General features: G+C 50.1%; 14 protein-coding genes and 1 pseudogene. 5 read left to right on the top strand and 10 right to left on the bottom strand.

The genetic code is table 11. The features are described from left to right. Positions 1–18: 18 nt before the first annotated feature. The 7 genes and pseudogenes from OGY17_RS11115 to nifJ form a co-directional block, all read right to left on the bottom strand. Positions 19–288: pseudogene (locus OGY17_RS11115) on the bottom strand (tyrosine-type recombinase/integrase); the annotation flags it as partial. A 315-nt stretch (positions 289–603) separates the two neighbouring features. Next, complete coding sequence (locus OGY17_RS11120) at positions 604–846, bottom strand: DinI family protein (RefSeq protein WP_100272395.1); 243 nt, start codon at positions 844–846, stop codon at positions 604–606. A 321-nt stretch (positions 847–1,167) separates the two neighbouring features. After that, a complete protein-coding gene (locus OGY17_RS11125; protein ID WP_186413346.1) occupies positions 1,168–1,425 on the bottom strand; it encodes a hypothetical protein in 258 nt (85 codons plus the stop codon). A gap of 163 nt (positions 1,426–1,588) precedes the next feature. Beyond that, the gene (gene uspF / locus OGY17_RS11130; protein ID WP_003833207.1) at positions 1,589–2,023 is read right to left on the bottom strand and encodes a universal stress protein UspF; all 435 of its coding nucleotides are present in this window, start codon (positions 2,021–2,023) and stop codon (positions 1,589–1,591) included. An 81-nt stretch (positions 2,024–2,104) separates the two neighbouring features. Continuing rightward, the gene (locus OGY17_RS11135; RefSeq protein WP_003833205.1) at positions 2,105–2,317 is read right to left on the bottom strand and encodes a KTSC domain-containing protein; all 213 of its coding nucleotides are present in this window, start codon (positions 2,315–2,317) and stop codon (positions 2,105–2,107) included. A 147-nt stretch (positions 2,318–2,464) separates the two neighbouring features. Then, positions 2,465–3,607 (bottom strand): porin OmpC, encoded by a 1,143-nt coding sequence (gene ompC, locus OGY17_RS11140; protein WP_118263001.1) that lies wholly within the window; start codon positions 3,605–3,607, stop codon positions 2,465–2,467. A gap of 367 nt (positions 3,608–3,974) precedes the next feature. Beyond that, on the bottom strand, positions 3,975–7,499 hold the full coding sequence (nifJ, locus tag OGY17_RS11145) for a pyruvate:ferredoxin (flavodoxin) oxidoreductase (RefSeq protein WP_235127544.1): 3,525 nt from the start codon (positions 7,497–7,499) through the stop codon (positions 3,975–3,977). 275 nt (positions 7,500–7,774) lie between these two features. On the opposite strand from nifJ, the gene OGY17_RS11150 reads away from it, so the two are divergent. Then, positions 7,775–8,041, top strand: a complete 267-nt coding sequence (locus OGY17_RS11150; protein ID WP_003833199.1) for a putative hemolysin — start codon at positions 7,775–7,777, stop codon at positions 8,039–8,041. Between the two features lie 13 nt (positions 8,042–8,054). Here the strand turns inward: OGY17_RS11150 and hslJ are convergent, their stop codons facing one another. Beyond that, positions 8,055–8,474, bottom strand: a complete 420-nt coding sequence (gene hslJ, locus OGY17_RS11155) for a heat shock protein HslJ (protein WP_100272398.1) — start codon at positions 8,472–8,474, stop codon at positions 8,055–8,057. Positions 8,475–8,586: 112 nt separating this feature from the next. Beyond that, positions 8,587–9,576 (bottom strand): 2-hydroxyacid dehydrogenase, encoded by a 990-nt coding sequence (locus tag OGY17_RS11160; protein ID WP_094169345.1) that lies wholly within the window; start codon positions 9,574–9,576, stop codon positions 8,587–8,589. Between the two features lie 616 nt (positions 9,577–10,192). Here OGY17_RS11160 and OGY17_RS11165 point away from each other — a divergent pair. The 4 genes from OGY17_RS11165 (at position 10,193) to OGY17_RS11180 (ending at position 13,670) form a co-directional block, all read left to right on the top strand. After that, complete coding sequence (locus tag OGY17_RS11165) at positions 10,193–12,832, top strand: YdbH family protein (protein ID WP_286592059.1); 2,640 nt, start codon at positions 10,193–10,195, stop codon at positions 12,830–12,832. After that, positions 12,829–13,020: a YnbE family lipoprotein gene (locus tag OGY17_RS11170; protein WP_008784882.1), complete on the top strand. Its 192-nt coding sequence runs from the start codon at positions 12,829–12,831 to the stop codon at positions 13,018–13,020. Before OGY17_RS11165 ends, OGY17_RS11170 begins: the two co-directional genes overlap by 4 nt. 7 nt (positions 13,021–13,027) lie before the next feature. After that, entirely contained in the window at positions 13,028–13,354 is a 327-nt protein-coding gene (locus tag OGY17_RS11175) for a YdbL family probable chaperone protein (protein WP_032943562.1), read from the top strand. A 124-nt stretch (positions 13,355–13,478) separates the two neighbouring features. Next, the gene (locus tag OGY17_RS11180; RefSeq protein WP_032943560.1) at positions 13,479–13,670 is read left to right on the top strand and encodes a hypothetical protein; all 192 of its coding nucleotides are present in this window, start codon (positions 13,479–13,481) and stop codon (positions 13,668–13,670) included. 44 nt (positions 13,671–13,714) lie between these two features. On the opposite strand, the gene azoR is transcribed toward OGY17_RS11180, so the two are convergent. Further along, a complete protein-coding gene (gene azoR, locus OGY17_RS11185) occupies positions 13,715–14,320 on the bottom strand; it encodes an FMN-dependent NADH-azoreductase (protein WP_003020341.1) in 606 nt (201 codons plus the stop codon). Positions 14,321–14,463: the final 143 nt, after the last annotated feature.

Raw genomic sequence — 14,463 nt, forward strand, 5'->3', positions numbered from 1 at the left:
ATAATGGGCAAACTTCAATCACAGGGCTAGTTGGTTATTCAACATTGCAACCCGATCGTCATTCATTTCTTCAATCCATGTACTGTAGACGTCGTACACTATTTGCGCGTTTTCATGCCCCATCTGATTAGCTATAAATGATGGGTTCGCTCCAGCCGATTACAGCCAGCAGGCAAAAGTATGCCGCGTATGGTACGGATTACGGCGACGAATACCAGCACGTTTTACAGCTGCGTTCTATCTGGCACCGATGCTACTCATAGAGTAGTAAGATTTTTGCTCTCCGTGACCAGACCAGAATAAACTGTGAACCGAACGATTGAATAAAGGTACATGGTCCCGGACAGGAAGAAATTAATCAGCTGAAAGCAGATATTGAAGCGTTGAAGAAAATTGTGGAGTAGTTCACCGCCAGATAATTCAGTTCTGAACTATCAACGAGCAATGTCAGGGAGCGATAAACGCAGGGTGTGGCGAACTGCCGCAACCATGCCGTATGCAAGAGCATGGCTGCGGCCGACCGGCAAACGTCCGATAGTGCGAGTATTGAATGATTGCCAGTCACAGCGGATGGTACTTAAGCAATATGACGGTTCAAGGTGCTTAATCTGAAACCAGCCACATCTCAGCCTCTTCAAACATTTCTTGAACCGTTCGGCTTATCTGTTCTTTTTCATGCTTGCTGGCGTCAGTGTTGATCGCCGGAAGTGTCATCATCGGTTTAACCCGAACTTCAGCATCGGGGAAGATCCGATGAACCCTCTTGGTCAATTCGCCGAGAATAATATCTTTTGCGCCGGGCAGACCATCAAAATTCCTTTTGTCATAAACGAGTTCCACGAACATTGCTTATCGCTCTTATGCTGGATGTATATACAGTATATATACTCTGTTTTTACCAGGGTTTCAAGAGAGGACGTAATGTTGTCGCGATGTAGCGATACATCAACGCAGGAAAGCGGGAACCTTACCATCGATATTATCTGTGCATCGAACTGTCATTTAGGGTAGTCATGTAGGATAGATGCGTAGAAATATAGGGTCCATTATGTAATATATCTTTTTGCGGGCCGATTTATTCTTTTTGAATGTCCTCATTTAAAAAATAGTAATGATACTCTCATTGCTTAACGGGTTGTTTAAATGGCTCCTTGCCAGGATTCTTCCTTATTGGCTAAATATTCCCCTATCTCTCGCCTGTTGGCAGGAGATATAGCCAAAATGTTTTTTATTCCCATTCTTATCGAATGCCACATAAAAAGGCATTGTCTCTGCATCTTTTCTTAAGGTGTAGTTGATGCAAGTCCCATTAATTTCCGGAATATTTATCTCACTATCTGGTTTTCCACCTGCGGCAAAAACTGTAGATTTTGTCGCATTAGGGGCGTAGGTTGCTTGCACAAGTGGATCATTATCAAATTTCATAAAACTGAAACTACAGGCGCTTGATAAAGGAACAAGTAAGTTTGCCTTTTGCGGCAACGTGCTGAATGTTCTGGCGGGAAAAATGTCAGCACGTTTAAGACAGTAATCGTGGGGGATAAGGCGTAGAAACAAAAAGCCCGCAACGATGTGCGGGCCAGACAGCTTAGCGGACTACCAGTACCGAACACTCCGCGTGACGCACTACAGCCGCGGCGTTAGAGCCCAGCAGGTAGGTGGTGATGTCAGGTCGGTGTGAGGCAATAATGACCATATCAGCCGGTAATTTTTTAGCGATCTCCAGAATCTTGTCTTTCGGCGCACCTTCTGCGACATGAACGTGCACTCTGTCCGTTGGGATATTGAACTTCTTGATAATCTCTTCCAGTTGAGATTTCGCTTCGGCTTTCAGATCGTCCATGGCCGGTAACTCTGCCGAGTAGGCCAGTCCCAGGGAAGCGTAATAGGGCAATGACGGAATGACGGTCAAAAAATGAACCTGTGCATCGTCGATCTTTGCTTCTGCTTCAACATGGGCAATAACGCGTTGAGTTAATTCTGAGTCTGAAATATCGATGGGTACAAGAATCGTTCTGTTCATAAAACCTCCTGTTTAAGTATCCACCTAAAGCTTACCGCGTAATGGCACTTTATGTACAATGACAACGATCACATTTTGGCATCACTTTATTTTGATTTCAGGAAATTTGCCTTTTATTACCCCATCGTAAAATCGGCCTTTAGAGACCACGATCAGGAAATCACGAAAAATACGGGCAGGGACCTGCTGATATTGCAGGGTAGCCAACTGGTGAAAGCGAATTTCTAGCGTGCAAGAGGATTCGTCATAGCCGACGGATGCAATACGGGATGATTTTACAGGATGATGATTCATTGCAGGTATCCTCTACTACAGACCTTAATGCAAGATATCATCTATCAGAGATGTGTTTTAACGCAACAGATATAATGTTTTGAATGAGATAAAACAGAGTTACACAGAAAATAAGGATAGCCCGCCGTTGCCAGCGGGCTGACGAACTTAGAACTGGTAAACCAGGCCTACAGCAACTACGTCATCAGTAGAGATGTTTTTGCTGGTGTAGAAGCTATCGTCTTCATCCAGCAGGTTGATTTTGTAATCAACGTAGGTAGACATGTTTTTGTTGAAGTAGTAAGTCGCACCGATGTCTGCGTATTTAACCAGATCTTTGTCGCCGTCAGATCCGTTAGCGCCCAGGTCCTGACCTTTAGACATCAGGAAGGAAACGGACGGACGCAGACCAAAGTCGAACTGGTACTGTGCAGTTACTTCGAAGTTCTGAGTTTTGTTGGCTACGCCGCTATCACCGTATGGAGTCATGTTGCGAGTTTCTGCATACATGGTTGCCAGGTAGATGTTGTTCGCGTCGTATTTCATACCGACAGTCCAGGAATCAGCTTTGTCACCGCCAGCAACGTCGCCGCCCTTAGTGGTCTGCTCGTTAGTACGGTCAGACGTGGTGTATGCCGCACCGAAGCTTACGCCCATACCCAGGTCGTAGGTAGAGGAGAGACCGAAGCCGTCGCCGTTAGAGTTCTGGACGTTACGAGAGCTATCAGGGGCGGAACCACCATTGCCGGTACCTTCCTGGCCGTACTCGTCGCTTTTCTGCTCGTTCGCACCCTGGTACTGCAGCGCGAAGTTCAGACCGTTCACCATACCGAAGAAGTCGGTGTTGCGGTAAGTTGCCACACCGTTCGCACGACCGGTCATGAAGTTGTCTGCTTTGGTGTAAGAGTCGCCACCGAATTCTGGCAGCATATCGGTCCAACCTTCTACGTCGTACATAACGCCGTAGTTACGACCGTAGTCGAATGAACCGTAGTCGCCGAATTTCAGACCAGCAAAGGCCAGACGAGTAAAGTTGTTGCTGCGGTTGCTTTCAGTAGTGTTGGCATTTACCTGATATTCCCACTGGCCATAGCCGGTGAGCATATCGTTAATCTGAGTTTCGCCTTTGAAGCCGCCACGGAAATAAGTCTGATCGCCATCATTGCTGGCATCGTCAGAGAAGTAACGCAGACCATCAATTTTTCCGTAGAGATCTAATTTGTTACCGTCTTTATTATAAACTTCAGCAGCGTGAGCAGCGCCTGCAGCCAGCAGGGCAGGAATTACGAGAGCCAGTACTTTTCTGTTCATTGAAATAATCCTTTAGTTTTTTTATTAACCTGTGACCACCCATGTAGGGAGTAAAAGCATGCTAAAGGAGAAGTTCCGTAAAGAGATAAATATGAATTGTTACGTCTTAAGTAAAACCTTAAACAAATAATTCTACGGAAATAGTGATAATTGCCGTGAATGAGTTTGTAAAATATATATAAAATAAAAATTATACAATTGAATTTTGTTGGGATATTCTGCGCGTGTTATATGCCTTTATTGTCACGTTTTATTTTTCGTTGGTATATTGATGACACTTATTAATTAGCCAGCGAATAAATTGACAAGCCCGAACAACTGTTCGGGCTTTTTTTTTGGGGTTCCGGCTAATACTGAGAAAAACGTATTATTCGGTACCGTTCTTTTCCGCTTTGCCTGCCAGTTGGGCCAGGAAGTCGTAGCGTTTTTGCAAATCAGCCGTTGCATCCTTCCACAGCTGTTCTGCAACTTCTGGCTGTTGGGCGTTCAGGCGGCGGAAACGCTGCTCGTTAAGCAATGTTTCGGCCAGCGCATCTGACGGTGGGCGCGAGTCGAGCGCCAGCGGCAGCTTACCTTCGTCTGCTCGGCGTGGGTCAAAGCGGTACAGCGGCCAGAATCCGGTAGCCGTGAGCTGACGCATCTGATCGTGGCTTAGCGCGAGGTCATAGCCATGCTCCTCACATGGGCTATACGCGATAATCAGCGACGGGCCGGGGTAGGATTCAGCTTCCTGGATAGCTTTGACCGTCTGATTCAACTGGGCGCCCAGAGAAATCTGTGCGACATAAACATGCCCGTACATCATCATGCTGACGCCAAGATCTTTGCGAGCCTTGCGCTTGCCGTGCTCACCAAACTTGGTAACCGCTCCAAGCGGCGTGGCTTTCGACGCTTGTCCACCCGTGTTGGAGTAACACTGGGTATCCAGCACCAGAATATTGACGTTCTCGGTGAGACTCAGGACGTGATCCAACCCGCCAAAACCAATATCGTAAGCCCAGCCGTCGCCGCCAATCAGCCAGATGGACTTCTCGACCAGCGCGTCGGCATCGGTTAACAGTTGCTGTGCACCTTCGACATCTTTCAGATGCTGGCGCAGCGCAGCAACTTGCTCACGGCGTACTTCTGGCGTCGCTTCAGCATGCAGGGCGTCATTCAGTTCAGCCGGAATATTATCCGCAAACTGCTCCAGCAAACGCATGACGCGCACACGGTGTTGATCCACCGTCAGGCGGAAGCCCAGACCAAACTCAGCGTTATCTTCGAACAGAGAGTTTGCCCACGCAGGTCCACGACCATTGGCATCGGTCGTATACGGCGTTGAAGGGAGGTTACCGCCATAAATCGATGAACAGCCGGTCGCGTTAGCGATCAGCATGCGGTCGCCATACAGCTGCGTAAGCAGTTTGATATACGGCGTTTCACCACAACCAGAACAGGCGCCGGAATATTCAAACAGCGGAGTGATTAACTGCGAGGTACGGATATCAATGCGTTCAAGCTTGCTGCGGTCGATCTCCGGCAGATTGAGGAAGAAGTCATAGTTAACTTTTTCTTCTTCAACATGCTCAAGGCGCGACATCATATTGATGGCCTTGATTTCCGGGTTTTGGCGATCTTTTGCCGGGCAAACTTCGACACACAGATTACAGCCAGTGCAATCTTCTGGTGCAACCTGCAGGACATACTTCTGACCGCGCATATCGCGTGATTTCACATCCAAAGAATGCAGACTGGCAGGGGCGTTTTCCATCGCTTCAGGTGAAACCACTTTGGCGCGGATTGCCGAGTGCGGGCACGCGGCAACGCAGTGGTTACACTGGGTACACAATTCTTCCTTCCAGATGGGGATCTCTTCGGCGATATTACGTTTTTCCCAACGCGTGGTGCCCATTGGCCAGGTGCCGTCTGGTGGCAACGCTGATACGGGGAGGGCATCACCCAGACCGGCGAGCATTGCCGCGGTGACGGTTTTCACGAAATCAGGTGCGGCATCAGAAACCACCGGTGGTCGGTTTGCGCTGTGCGGATCAACCGGCTGGAGTGCTACTTCGGCGACGGATTCGCGCGCCAGGGCCAGAGCCTGCCAGTTACGTTCAACAAGGTCCTGTCCTTTACTGCTGTAACTTTTCGCAATCGCCCCCTGCAATTCAGCCAACGCGCTGTCGCCGGGTAAGATTTGCGTCAAATGGAAGAAGGCCATTTGCATAACGGTGTTAATACGCGCTGCCAGACCGCATTCGCGGGCGATTTTGGCCGCATTAATCACGTAGAAACGGGCTTTCTTCTGATTCAGTACCGCCTGAACTTCCTGTGGCAGACGACCCCAGACTTCATCCACACTGTATGGGGTATTAAGCAGGAAGATACCGCCTGGTTTCAGGCGCTCGGCCATCTGATACTTATCGATAAATTGCAGCTGGTGACAGCCAACAAAATCGGCTTGTGAAACCAGATACGCTGATCGAATAGGCTGCTCGCTAACGCGCAGGTGGGAAACCGTCAGACCGCCTGCTTTTTTCGAGTCGTAGACGAAATAACCCTGCGCATACCATGGCGTCGAGTTACCAATAATTTTGATGTTGTTTTTGGTGGCTGACACGCTACCGTCGCTGCCCAGCCCGTAAAACAGCGCTTCGAGCTTAGCCGTACCGGGCAGGGTGTTTTCCGGTAACGGTAGCGACAAGTTGGTGACATCATCATAGATGCCGACCGTAAAGCGAGGTTTCGGCTTCGCGCTGCTCAGCTCATTAAAGACTGCCATCACGCAGTCTGGACCGAACTCTTTGGAAGAAAGGCCATAACGTCCGCCAATCACGCGCGGTAGCGTTTCTCGCTCGCCACAGTTAAAGGCTTCTGCTAACGCGGTCATTACGTCCAGATACAACGGTTCTGCCTGTGCGCCGGGTTCTTTGGTGCGATCAAGAACGGCGATGCTGCGTACGGTTTCCGGAAGCGCGCGCAGTAAATGTCCGGCAGAGAATGGACGGAACAGACGCACTTTCAGAACGCCGACTTTCTCGCCATGCGCCAGCAGTTCTTCAACGACTTCTTCGCAGGTTCCAATCGCCGAGCCCATTAAGATAATGACGCGCTCAGCCTGAGGATGGCCGTAATATTCAAATGGCTGGTACTGGCGACCTGTCGCCGCGGCGAAATCGTTCATCGCCTGTTCTACATGATCGTAAACCGCGTTGTACCACGGGTTTGTTGCCTCGCGTGACTGGAAATAGGTGTCCGGGTTCGCAGACGTACCGCGAATAACCGGATGCTCAGGATTAAGCGCCCGAGCGCGATGAGCATCGATTTCCGCCTGCGGCATCAGTCCGAGGATCGTGTCGTCGGCCAGTGGCACAATTTTATTGATTTCATGGGATGTACGGAAACCATCAAAGAAATGAATAAACGGAACCCGGCTTTTCAGGGTGGCTATTTGCGAAATCAGCGCAAAGTCCTGTGCCTCCTGAACGCTGCTGGCACACAGCATTGCACATCCTGTCTGGCGCACCGCCATCACGTCGGAATGATCGCCAAAGATTGATAATGCGTGAGTAGCAATTGTGCGAGCCGCAACGTGCAGTACAAACGGGGTCAACTGACCGGCCAGTTTGTACAGCGTTGGGATCATCAGCAACAGGCCCTGCGATGAGGTAAACGACGTAGAGAGCGCACCGGTCTGCAACGCGCCATGAACGGTTGCGATCGCGCCACCTTCTGACTGCATTTCTACGACGCGAGGGGTATCCCCCCACACGTTCTTAAGCCCGTTCCCGGCCCAGGCATCTGCCTGTTCAGCCATCGTCGAACTGGGCGTAATCGGGTAGATGGCGATAACCTCGCTGGTACGAAATGCGACTGAAGCAACCGCACCATTACCGTCAATTGTGATCATACTGACACCCTTACATTGCGCAAAAAGAGGGACACGCGTAACAGCGGCGAGTCCTGGTTGTTATCCTTCTATTTTAGCAAAAGCGCTAAAGACAGATTTTCGCTTTTGTGTCCCTGGAATAAACAGAATGAATGGTTTGATCAAAGGAGCAGGCAAAAAATTGCCAGAAAATGTAAACAGTACGCATAAATGCGTATTTTTCCTCTCGACGGCGGTGTTTCCGCTGCCTATTATTTATGGCTGTGTCGTTTGGTTAATATTCAGAGGGGAGTAAGATGCGCGCAGCGTTTTGGGTAGGATGTGCCGCGTTATTATTATCGGCTTGTAGCAGCGAACCTGTTCAGCAGGCAACCGCCGCGCATGTCGCACCGGGCATGAAGGCAGCAATGTCCAGTTCAGGAGAAGCTAATTGCGCCATGATTGGCGGTTCGCTCTCTGTTGCTCGTCAACTGGATGGTTCTGCTATCGGGATGTGTGCGCTACCCAACGGCAAACGCTGTAGTGAGCAGTCGCTTGCCGCCGGAAGTTGTGGGAGCTATTAAGCCACCACGTTTCCTACATTAAATCCGCGAGTTTATACGTCAGTGTTTGTTCTGCTGTCGCCAGCGTTAACTGGTCAGCAGTTAGATCGACCTGTGCGCCTTGCTTAAACATTTCGCTGACGATCCCGTCGAGCGCGTTAAGCTGTGGATCGGCGCACATCATACGCGTCATCGCCATATCTTTTACCTTCAACTCACCGTCGGACAGCTTGCCCTGGCCGTGGAATTGATTACACATCTTTCCTGATACCGTCATGTTTTCGCCAAAACTTAACTCAGGTGGGTTGTTGGTGGCGGTGACGGCTTTACCATTCACGCTTTGCAAAACGAAGCGGTGATGCTGCAACTGTTCGCGATTGACGGAAACTTTTCCATTGCTCACACAGCCAGCCATCAGCAGGCTGAGCGCAATCAACGTGACAACTTTCTTCATTAAATTTCTCTACGTTTGTGACGGGAATACATTCAATATAATAATGATACTGAATGTTTTATCATCGGTGATTGTCTGAAAATGCTCCCCTGACGCCAGGGGAGCACAGGTATTAGAAGAGGGCGTTTGGACAGGTCTCGCTTTTGGAGATTTGGGCCAGATTCTGTAGCGTAGTCTCAGAAATACTGGTCAACGCTTCAGCTGTCAGGAATGCCTGATGTCCGGTGAACAACACGTTATGACAGGCTGACAGACGACGGAACACATCATCCTGAATGACGTCATTGGATTTATCTTCAAAGAACAGATCGCGTTCGTTCTCGTACACGTCCATACCCAGAGAGCCAATTTTCTGGTTTTTCAGCGCATCGATAGCGGCTTGTGAGTCGATCAATGCACCACGACTGGTATTAATGACCATCACGCCGTTTTTCATTTGCTCAAAGGCTTCGTGATTGAGCAAATGATAATTCTCCGGTGTTAACGGACAGTGCAGAGAGATGACATCGGACTCTGCAAACAGCGTTTTAAGATCGACATATTCAACGCCTAACTCCAGCGCAGCAGCGCTCGGGTAAGGATCGAACGCCAGCAGACGCATACCAAAACCTTTCAGGATCCGCAACGCAGCGATACCGATTTTACCGGTACCGATCACCCCAGCGGTTTTGCCATACATAGTAAAACCGGTCAGCCCCTCAAGAGAGAAGTTGGCATCACGGGTACGCTGATAAGCGCGGTGAATACGGCGATTCAGCGTCATCATCATGCCAATCGCATGCTCAGCGACGGCCTCTGGTGAATAAGCTGGAACACGAACCACCTGCAGACCCAGCTCTTTTGCTGCGTCGAGATCGACGTTATTGAACCCGGCACAACGCAGCGCAATGTATTTCACGCCATGCTTTTTCAGTTCTTCCAGAACGGGGCGGCTGCCATCGTCGTTGACGAAAATGCACACAGCTTCACAGCCATGGGCGGTTTTCGCTGTTTTTTCCGTCAACAGAAAGTCAAAGAATTCAAGTTCAAAACCAAAAGCCTCGTTAACCTGCTGTAGATACTTCTTGTCGTACTGTTTTGTACTATAGATGGCGAGTTTCATAAGACTTTCTCCAGTGATTTTGACGTCACATTAATCCAATTCAAATTATTTTACAAAATCTAAAAAGTTATTGATAGTCATAGGCGTAATGAATAATTTCAGCGTATCTGTTGTTAGTGTGGGCAGGTTACACAATTTCAACAACTGGATATTTTTCTATCCAACTCAACACCCGAATATCGCGGCAGGTAAAAAGCCAGCCGAATCACATCCGGGCAGCTACGCTTATACAGGTAGCAATTATCGGGAGGGGTTATGCTGACTCACTCTGAAGCAAAACGATGGGCCACCCTAATGCTCAAGGCGGCATTATGCGATGGTATGAAACCTGATGAGATTTCCCGGCAGGTACATCTGGTCTGCGATCATCATGGTAGGGAGTGCCTCGAAGAACTCATTGAGGAAATTCTGATAGAAGCAGGTCGTATCGGACCTAAACATAGCGATGGACAACTTAGGCCTCATTGAGTCTGAATCTTAATATCCCAGACGGCACGTGTAACAGCGTGCCTGGAAATCGGTTATCTATCCTTAATGTGGGCATATCCAGTTAAACATGCCACAATACAGGCCTAAACCGGCTTAAATTTTTGCTAAATCAGGATATTAACTACCCATGAAGGGTAAATATAAAGCCGTTCTGGCACTCCTCTTATTATTGATTCTCGTGCCGCTGACGCTAGTGATGACGCTTGGCCTGTGGGTGCCTACGTTGGTGGGTATCTGGTTACCCGTTGGAACACGCATCGCGCTGGATGAGAGCCCGCGGTTGACACGGCATGGGTTGCATATACCTGAACTCCGCTATCTGGTTGAAGATTGCCCGCTAGCACGCATCACTCAGGCGGATCTGTCTCACCCCAGCCGCTGGTCACTGAATGTCGGGACCATTGAGTTGGATTCAGCTTGCCTGGCCAAATTGCCCCAGGCAGAGCCATCGCCGGTAGCGCCTAAAACGCTGGCTGAATGGCAGTCAATGCTGCCCAATACCTGGATTAACATCGACAAACTTATTCTTTCTCCATGGCAGGAATGGCAGGGAAAACTGTCACTCTCGCTCACTCCCTCTAATCAACAGCTGCGTTACCAGGGTGAAAAAGTTAAATTTCAGGGGCGTTTGCACGGGCAAAACCTCACGGTAACGGAGCTGGATGTTGCGGCATTTGAAGGCCAGCCGCCGGTAAAACTGGTCGGTGAATTTACTATGCCACTGGTTCCCGATGGGCTACCGGTAAGCGGTCATGCGGTTGCGACGTTAAGTCTGCCGCAAGAGCCTACGCTTGTGGATGCCGAACTGGAGTGGCAAGAAAACAGCGGACAACTGATCGTCATGGCGCGTGATAATGCCGATCCGCTGCTTGACCTTCCGTGGGAAATAACACGCCAGCAACTGACCATCAGCGACGGACGCTGGAACTGGCCTTATCAGGGATTCCCGTTAAGCGGGCGGTTGGGCATAAAAGTTGAAAACTGGCAGGCCGGACTGGAAAACGCGGTGGTGAGCGGGCGTCTGAACGTTCTGACGCATGGCGACGCCGGTAAAGGAAATGCCGTATTAACGCTGGGGCCGGGTAAGCTTGGCATGGATAGTAGCGAGATGCCGCTACAGTTGACCGGTGAAGCGAAACAGGGCGATCTGATCTTCTACGCGAAATTGCCCGCCAGACTTAGCGGAAGTCTGAACGATCCACAATTGGCTTTTGAGCCAGGAGCGCTGCTGCGCTCACGTGGGCGGGTGATTGATTCGCTGGATATTGACGAGATTCGCTGGCCGCTGGCAGGCGTAAAAGTCACGCAACGTGGTGTGGATGGGCGTCTGCAGGCTATTTTACGTGCGCATGAAAACCAGATGGGGGGCTTTGAACTGCACCTGGATGGCCTGGCAAATGATTTTCTTCCTGATGCCGGTCGTTGGCAGTGGCGATATTGGGGGGAAGGCAGCTTTACGCCGATGCATGCCCGTTGGGACGTAGCGGGTAAGGGAGAATGGCATGACAACACCCTGAAGCTATTTGATCTTTCTACCGGATTTGATCATCTGCAATACGGCACGATGAAGGTGGAAAATCCGCGTCTGGTGATGGACGAACCGATAGTTTGGGTGCGGGATGCAACCAAACCGACATTTAGCGGCGCGCTGTCGCTGGACGCAGGGAACACCACCTTCACCGGGGGAAGCGTGTTACCACCATCGACGCTGAAGTTCAGCGTGGAAGGTAGCGATCCGACAATTTTCCAGTTCAAAGGCCAGCTTCACGCAGGGGCGATTGGGCCCGTACAGCTGAATGGTCGTTGGGACGGTATCCGCCTGCGCGGACAGGCATGGTGGCCAAAACAATCGCTCACCGTATTCCAACCTCTGGTTCCACCTGACTGGAAAATGAAGCTACGTGAAGGTGAACTGTATGCGCAGGTCGCGTTTTCGGCAGCCCCGGAGCAGGGCTTTGAAGCAGGCGGTCATGGGGTGTTAAAAGGCGGTAGCGGCTGGATGCCCGATAACCAAATCAACGGTGTCGATTTTGTATTGCCTTTCCGGTTCAGTGAAGGCGCATGGCAACTGGGTACGCGTGGACCTATTTCACTGCGTATTGCGGAAGTGGTGAATCAGGTGACGGTGAAGAATATCGCCGCCGATTTGCAGGGGGCGTACCCCTGGAGTGAGAACAACCCGTTACTGTTGAGCGATGTCAGTGCCGACCTGCTGGGTGGCAAAATCATCATGCAGCAACTGCGGATGCCGCAGCACGACCCGGCCTTATTGCGGGTGCAGAATATCTCTTCCAGCGAGCTTATCAGTGCGGTTAACCCCAAACAGTTCGCCATGTCTGGCCCGGTCAGTGGCGCGTTGCCATTATGGCTGGATAACGAAAAATGGATCATAAAAGACGGCTGGTTGACTAATCCAGGGCCGATGACGTTGCGTATTGATAAGGACACAGCGGATGCGGTCGTCAAAGATAACATGGCGGCGGGGGCGGCCATTAACTGGCTGCGTTATATGGAAATAAGCCATTCGTGGACGAAAATAAATCTGGATAACCTCGGTGTTTTAACCATGCAGTCAACCGTGACTGGCAATAGTCGGGTAGATGGCAAAGTAGGTACGGTTAATTTGAATTATACCCACGAGGAAAACGTCTTTACGCTATGGCGCAGTTTGCGTTTTGGCGACAATTTACAGGCATGGCTTGAACAAAATGCAGCGCTGCCGGAAACCCATTGCCCGGAAGGCAAGGAATGTGAGGAACAACAATGAAAACGATAGCTGCCATGCTGGGTCTGCTGACTTCATCTCTGCTGGTAGGGTGTACTCCCAGAATCGAAGTGGCTGCGCCAAAAGAGCCCATCACCATTAATATGAACGTCAAAATCGAGCATGAGATCCATATCAAAGTTGATAAAGACGTCGAAAGTTTATTGAAATCGCGCAGCGATTTGTTCTGAGGTCATGATGAGAAAACAGTTTGCAGTGGCGCTGGTCGTCCTAAGTTTACTCAGCAGCAATACGTGGGCATTGACCCTGAATGAAGCCAGAACTCAGGGGCGAGTAGGGGAAACGCTCAATGGCTATCTGGTCGCATTGCAAACCGATGCCGAAACGCAGGCGCTGGTGAGTGAGATTAATAAAGCGCGCAACGCCAGCTATCAGCAACTGGCAGAGAGCAATAATATTCCGCCAGATGAAGTGGCAAAAATGGCCGGGCAAAAGCTGGTTGCTCGCGCTAAACCGGGAGAGTATGTGCAGGGTATAAATGGTAAGTGGTTGAGAAAAGAGTAAATCGCTTTTTCACACTGCCAGAGGGACACGACGCTGGATTATTCATCGACATCGCAATAGTTGCCACACGGCATAAAATGGATGCTGGTATAGTCCAACACCGGTCGCGTCGTAGGGTGAAATCATGTGGCTTCTCAAGTGGTACGTCTGGAATCGTTGGGTATTCAAGCTGTTAAGCCGGGATGTCGCGGAGCCTGAACAGTTTTTGCTTCATTGTTGGGAAGAGAATCTGGCGAAATGCAGGGATTATGCACCTATCTGGCGTGATATTAATCGCATTCACGGCAAACAGATACAGATGCAGGGAAAGAAGTAAGTGTCGGAGAAACCCTCCCACCGGATGGTGAGAGGGGGGAATTATCAGGCAGCTACCACGCTGTCGATAGCGGCTTTCGCGTCGGACTGTGCTTTAGACGCCACTTCCGGGCCGTAAGCAATACCTTCAGCAAAGACAACATTCACGTCGGTGATGCCGATAAAGCCCAGGAATACGTTCAGGTACGGCGTGATCAGGTCGGTTGGTGTGTCTTTATGAATACCACCACGGCTGGTCAGCACCACCGCGCGTTTACCTGTCACCAGACCTTCCGGGCCTTTCTCGGTATAACGGAAAGTCACACCTGCACGGGCAATCAGGTCAAAGTAGTTTTTCAGCTGCGTTGGGATGTTGAAGTTGTACATCGGCGCGGCGATAACAATCACATCATGCGCTTTCAGCTCAGCAATCAGCTCATCGGACAGCGCCAACGCTTCTTGCTGACGCGGCGTCAGCGGTGTATCGCTCGGGCGCATCGCACCCACCAGTTCGCCATCCAGTACCGGTACAGGATTTGCAGCCAGGTCACGGACAGTGATTTCATCAGCAGAGTGCTTTTCACGCCACTGTTCAACAAAATAATCAGACAACTGACCAGACTGAGAGTACCCTGCCAGAATACTGGATTTAAGAACTAATACCTTGCTCATGGGTGTTTCCTTTTATGTGTTTGAAGGGGTAGTGCCCCGTTGCTTGTTGACACTTTATTCACAATCCTGTCGCAGTGATAGCGCAATATATCGAATCCTATGTTCGAAATTATTGAACAACACATGAAAAGCGCCGATGTGGT

This window comes from Citrobacter sp. Cpo126, assembly GCF_030332445.1.
In the GTDB taxonomy this organism is placed as follows: Bacteria; Pseudomonadota; Gammaproteobacteria; order Enterobacterales; family Enterobacteriaceae; genus Citrobacter; species Citrobacter portucalensis.

What these genes read in the sequence shown, in the direction of transcription:
- azoR (WP_003020341.1), bottom strand. Translation starts at nt 14,320, where the DNA reads ATGAGCAAGGTATTAGTTCTTAAATCCAGTATTCTGGCAGGGTACTCT.
- OGY17_RS11125 (WP_186413346.1), bottom strand. Translation starts at nt 1,425, where the DNA reads ATGAAATTTGATAATGATCCACTTGTGCAAGCAACCTACGCCCCTAAT.
- OGY17_RS11175 (WP_032943562.1), top strand. Translation starts at nt 13,028, where the DNA reads ATGAGAAAACAGTTTGCAGTGGCGCTGGTCGTCCTAAGTTTACTCAGC.
- uspF (WP_003833207.1), bottom strand. Translation starts at nt 2,023, where the DNA reads ATGAACAGAACGATTCTTGTACCCATCGATATTTCAGACTCAGAATTA.
- OGY17_RS11165 (WP_286592059.1), top strand. Translation starts at nt 10,193, where the DNA reads ATGAAGGGTAAATATAAAGCCGTTCTGGCACTCCTCTTATTATTGATT.
- OGY17_RS11135 (WP_003833205.1), bottom strand. Translation starts at nt 2,317, where the DNA reads ATGAATCATCATCCTGTAAAATCATCCCGTATTGCATCCGTCGGCTAT.
- nifJ (WP_235127544.1), bottom strand. Translation starts at nt 7,499, where the DNA reads ATGATCACAATTGACGGTAATGGTGCGGTTGCTTCAGTCGCATTTCGT.
- OGY17_RS11160 (WP_094169345.1), bottom strand. Translation starts at nt 9,576, where the DNA reads ATGAAACTCGCCATCTATAGTACAAAACAGTACGACAAGAAGTATCTA.
- OGY17_RS11170 (WP_008784882.1), top strand. Translation starts at nt 12,829, where the DNA reads ATGAAAACGATAGCTGCCATGCTGGGTCTGCTGACTTCATCTCTGCTG.
- hslJ (WP_100272398.1), bottom strand. Translation starts at nt 8,474, where the DNA reads ATGAAGAAAGTTGTCACGTTGATTGCGCTCAGCCTGCTGATGGCTGGC.
- OGY17_RS11150 (WP_003833199.1), top strand. Translation starts at nt 7,775, where the DNA reads ATGCGCGCAGCGTTTTGGGTAGGATGTGCCGCGTTATTATTATCGGCT.
- OGY17_RS11180 (WP_032943560.1), top strand. Translation starts at nt 13,479, where the DNA reads ATGTGGCTTCTCAAGTGGTACGTCTGGAATCGTTGGGTATTCAAGCTG.
- OGY17_RS11120 (WP_100272395.1), bottom strand. Translation starts at nt 846, where the DNA reads ATGTTCGTGGAACTCGTTTATGACAAAAGGAATTTTGATGGTCTGCCC.
- ompC (WP_118263001.1), bottom strand. Translation starts at nt 3,607, where the DNA reads ATGAACAGAAAAGTACTGGCTCTCGTAATTCCTGCCCTGCTGGCTGCA.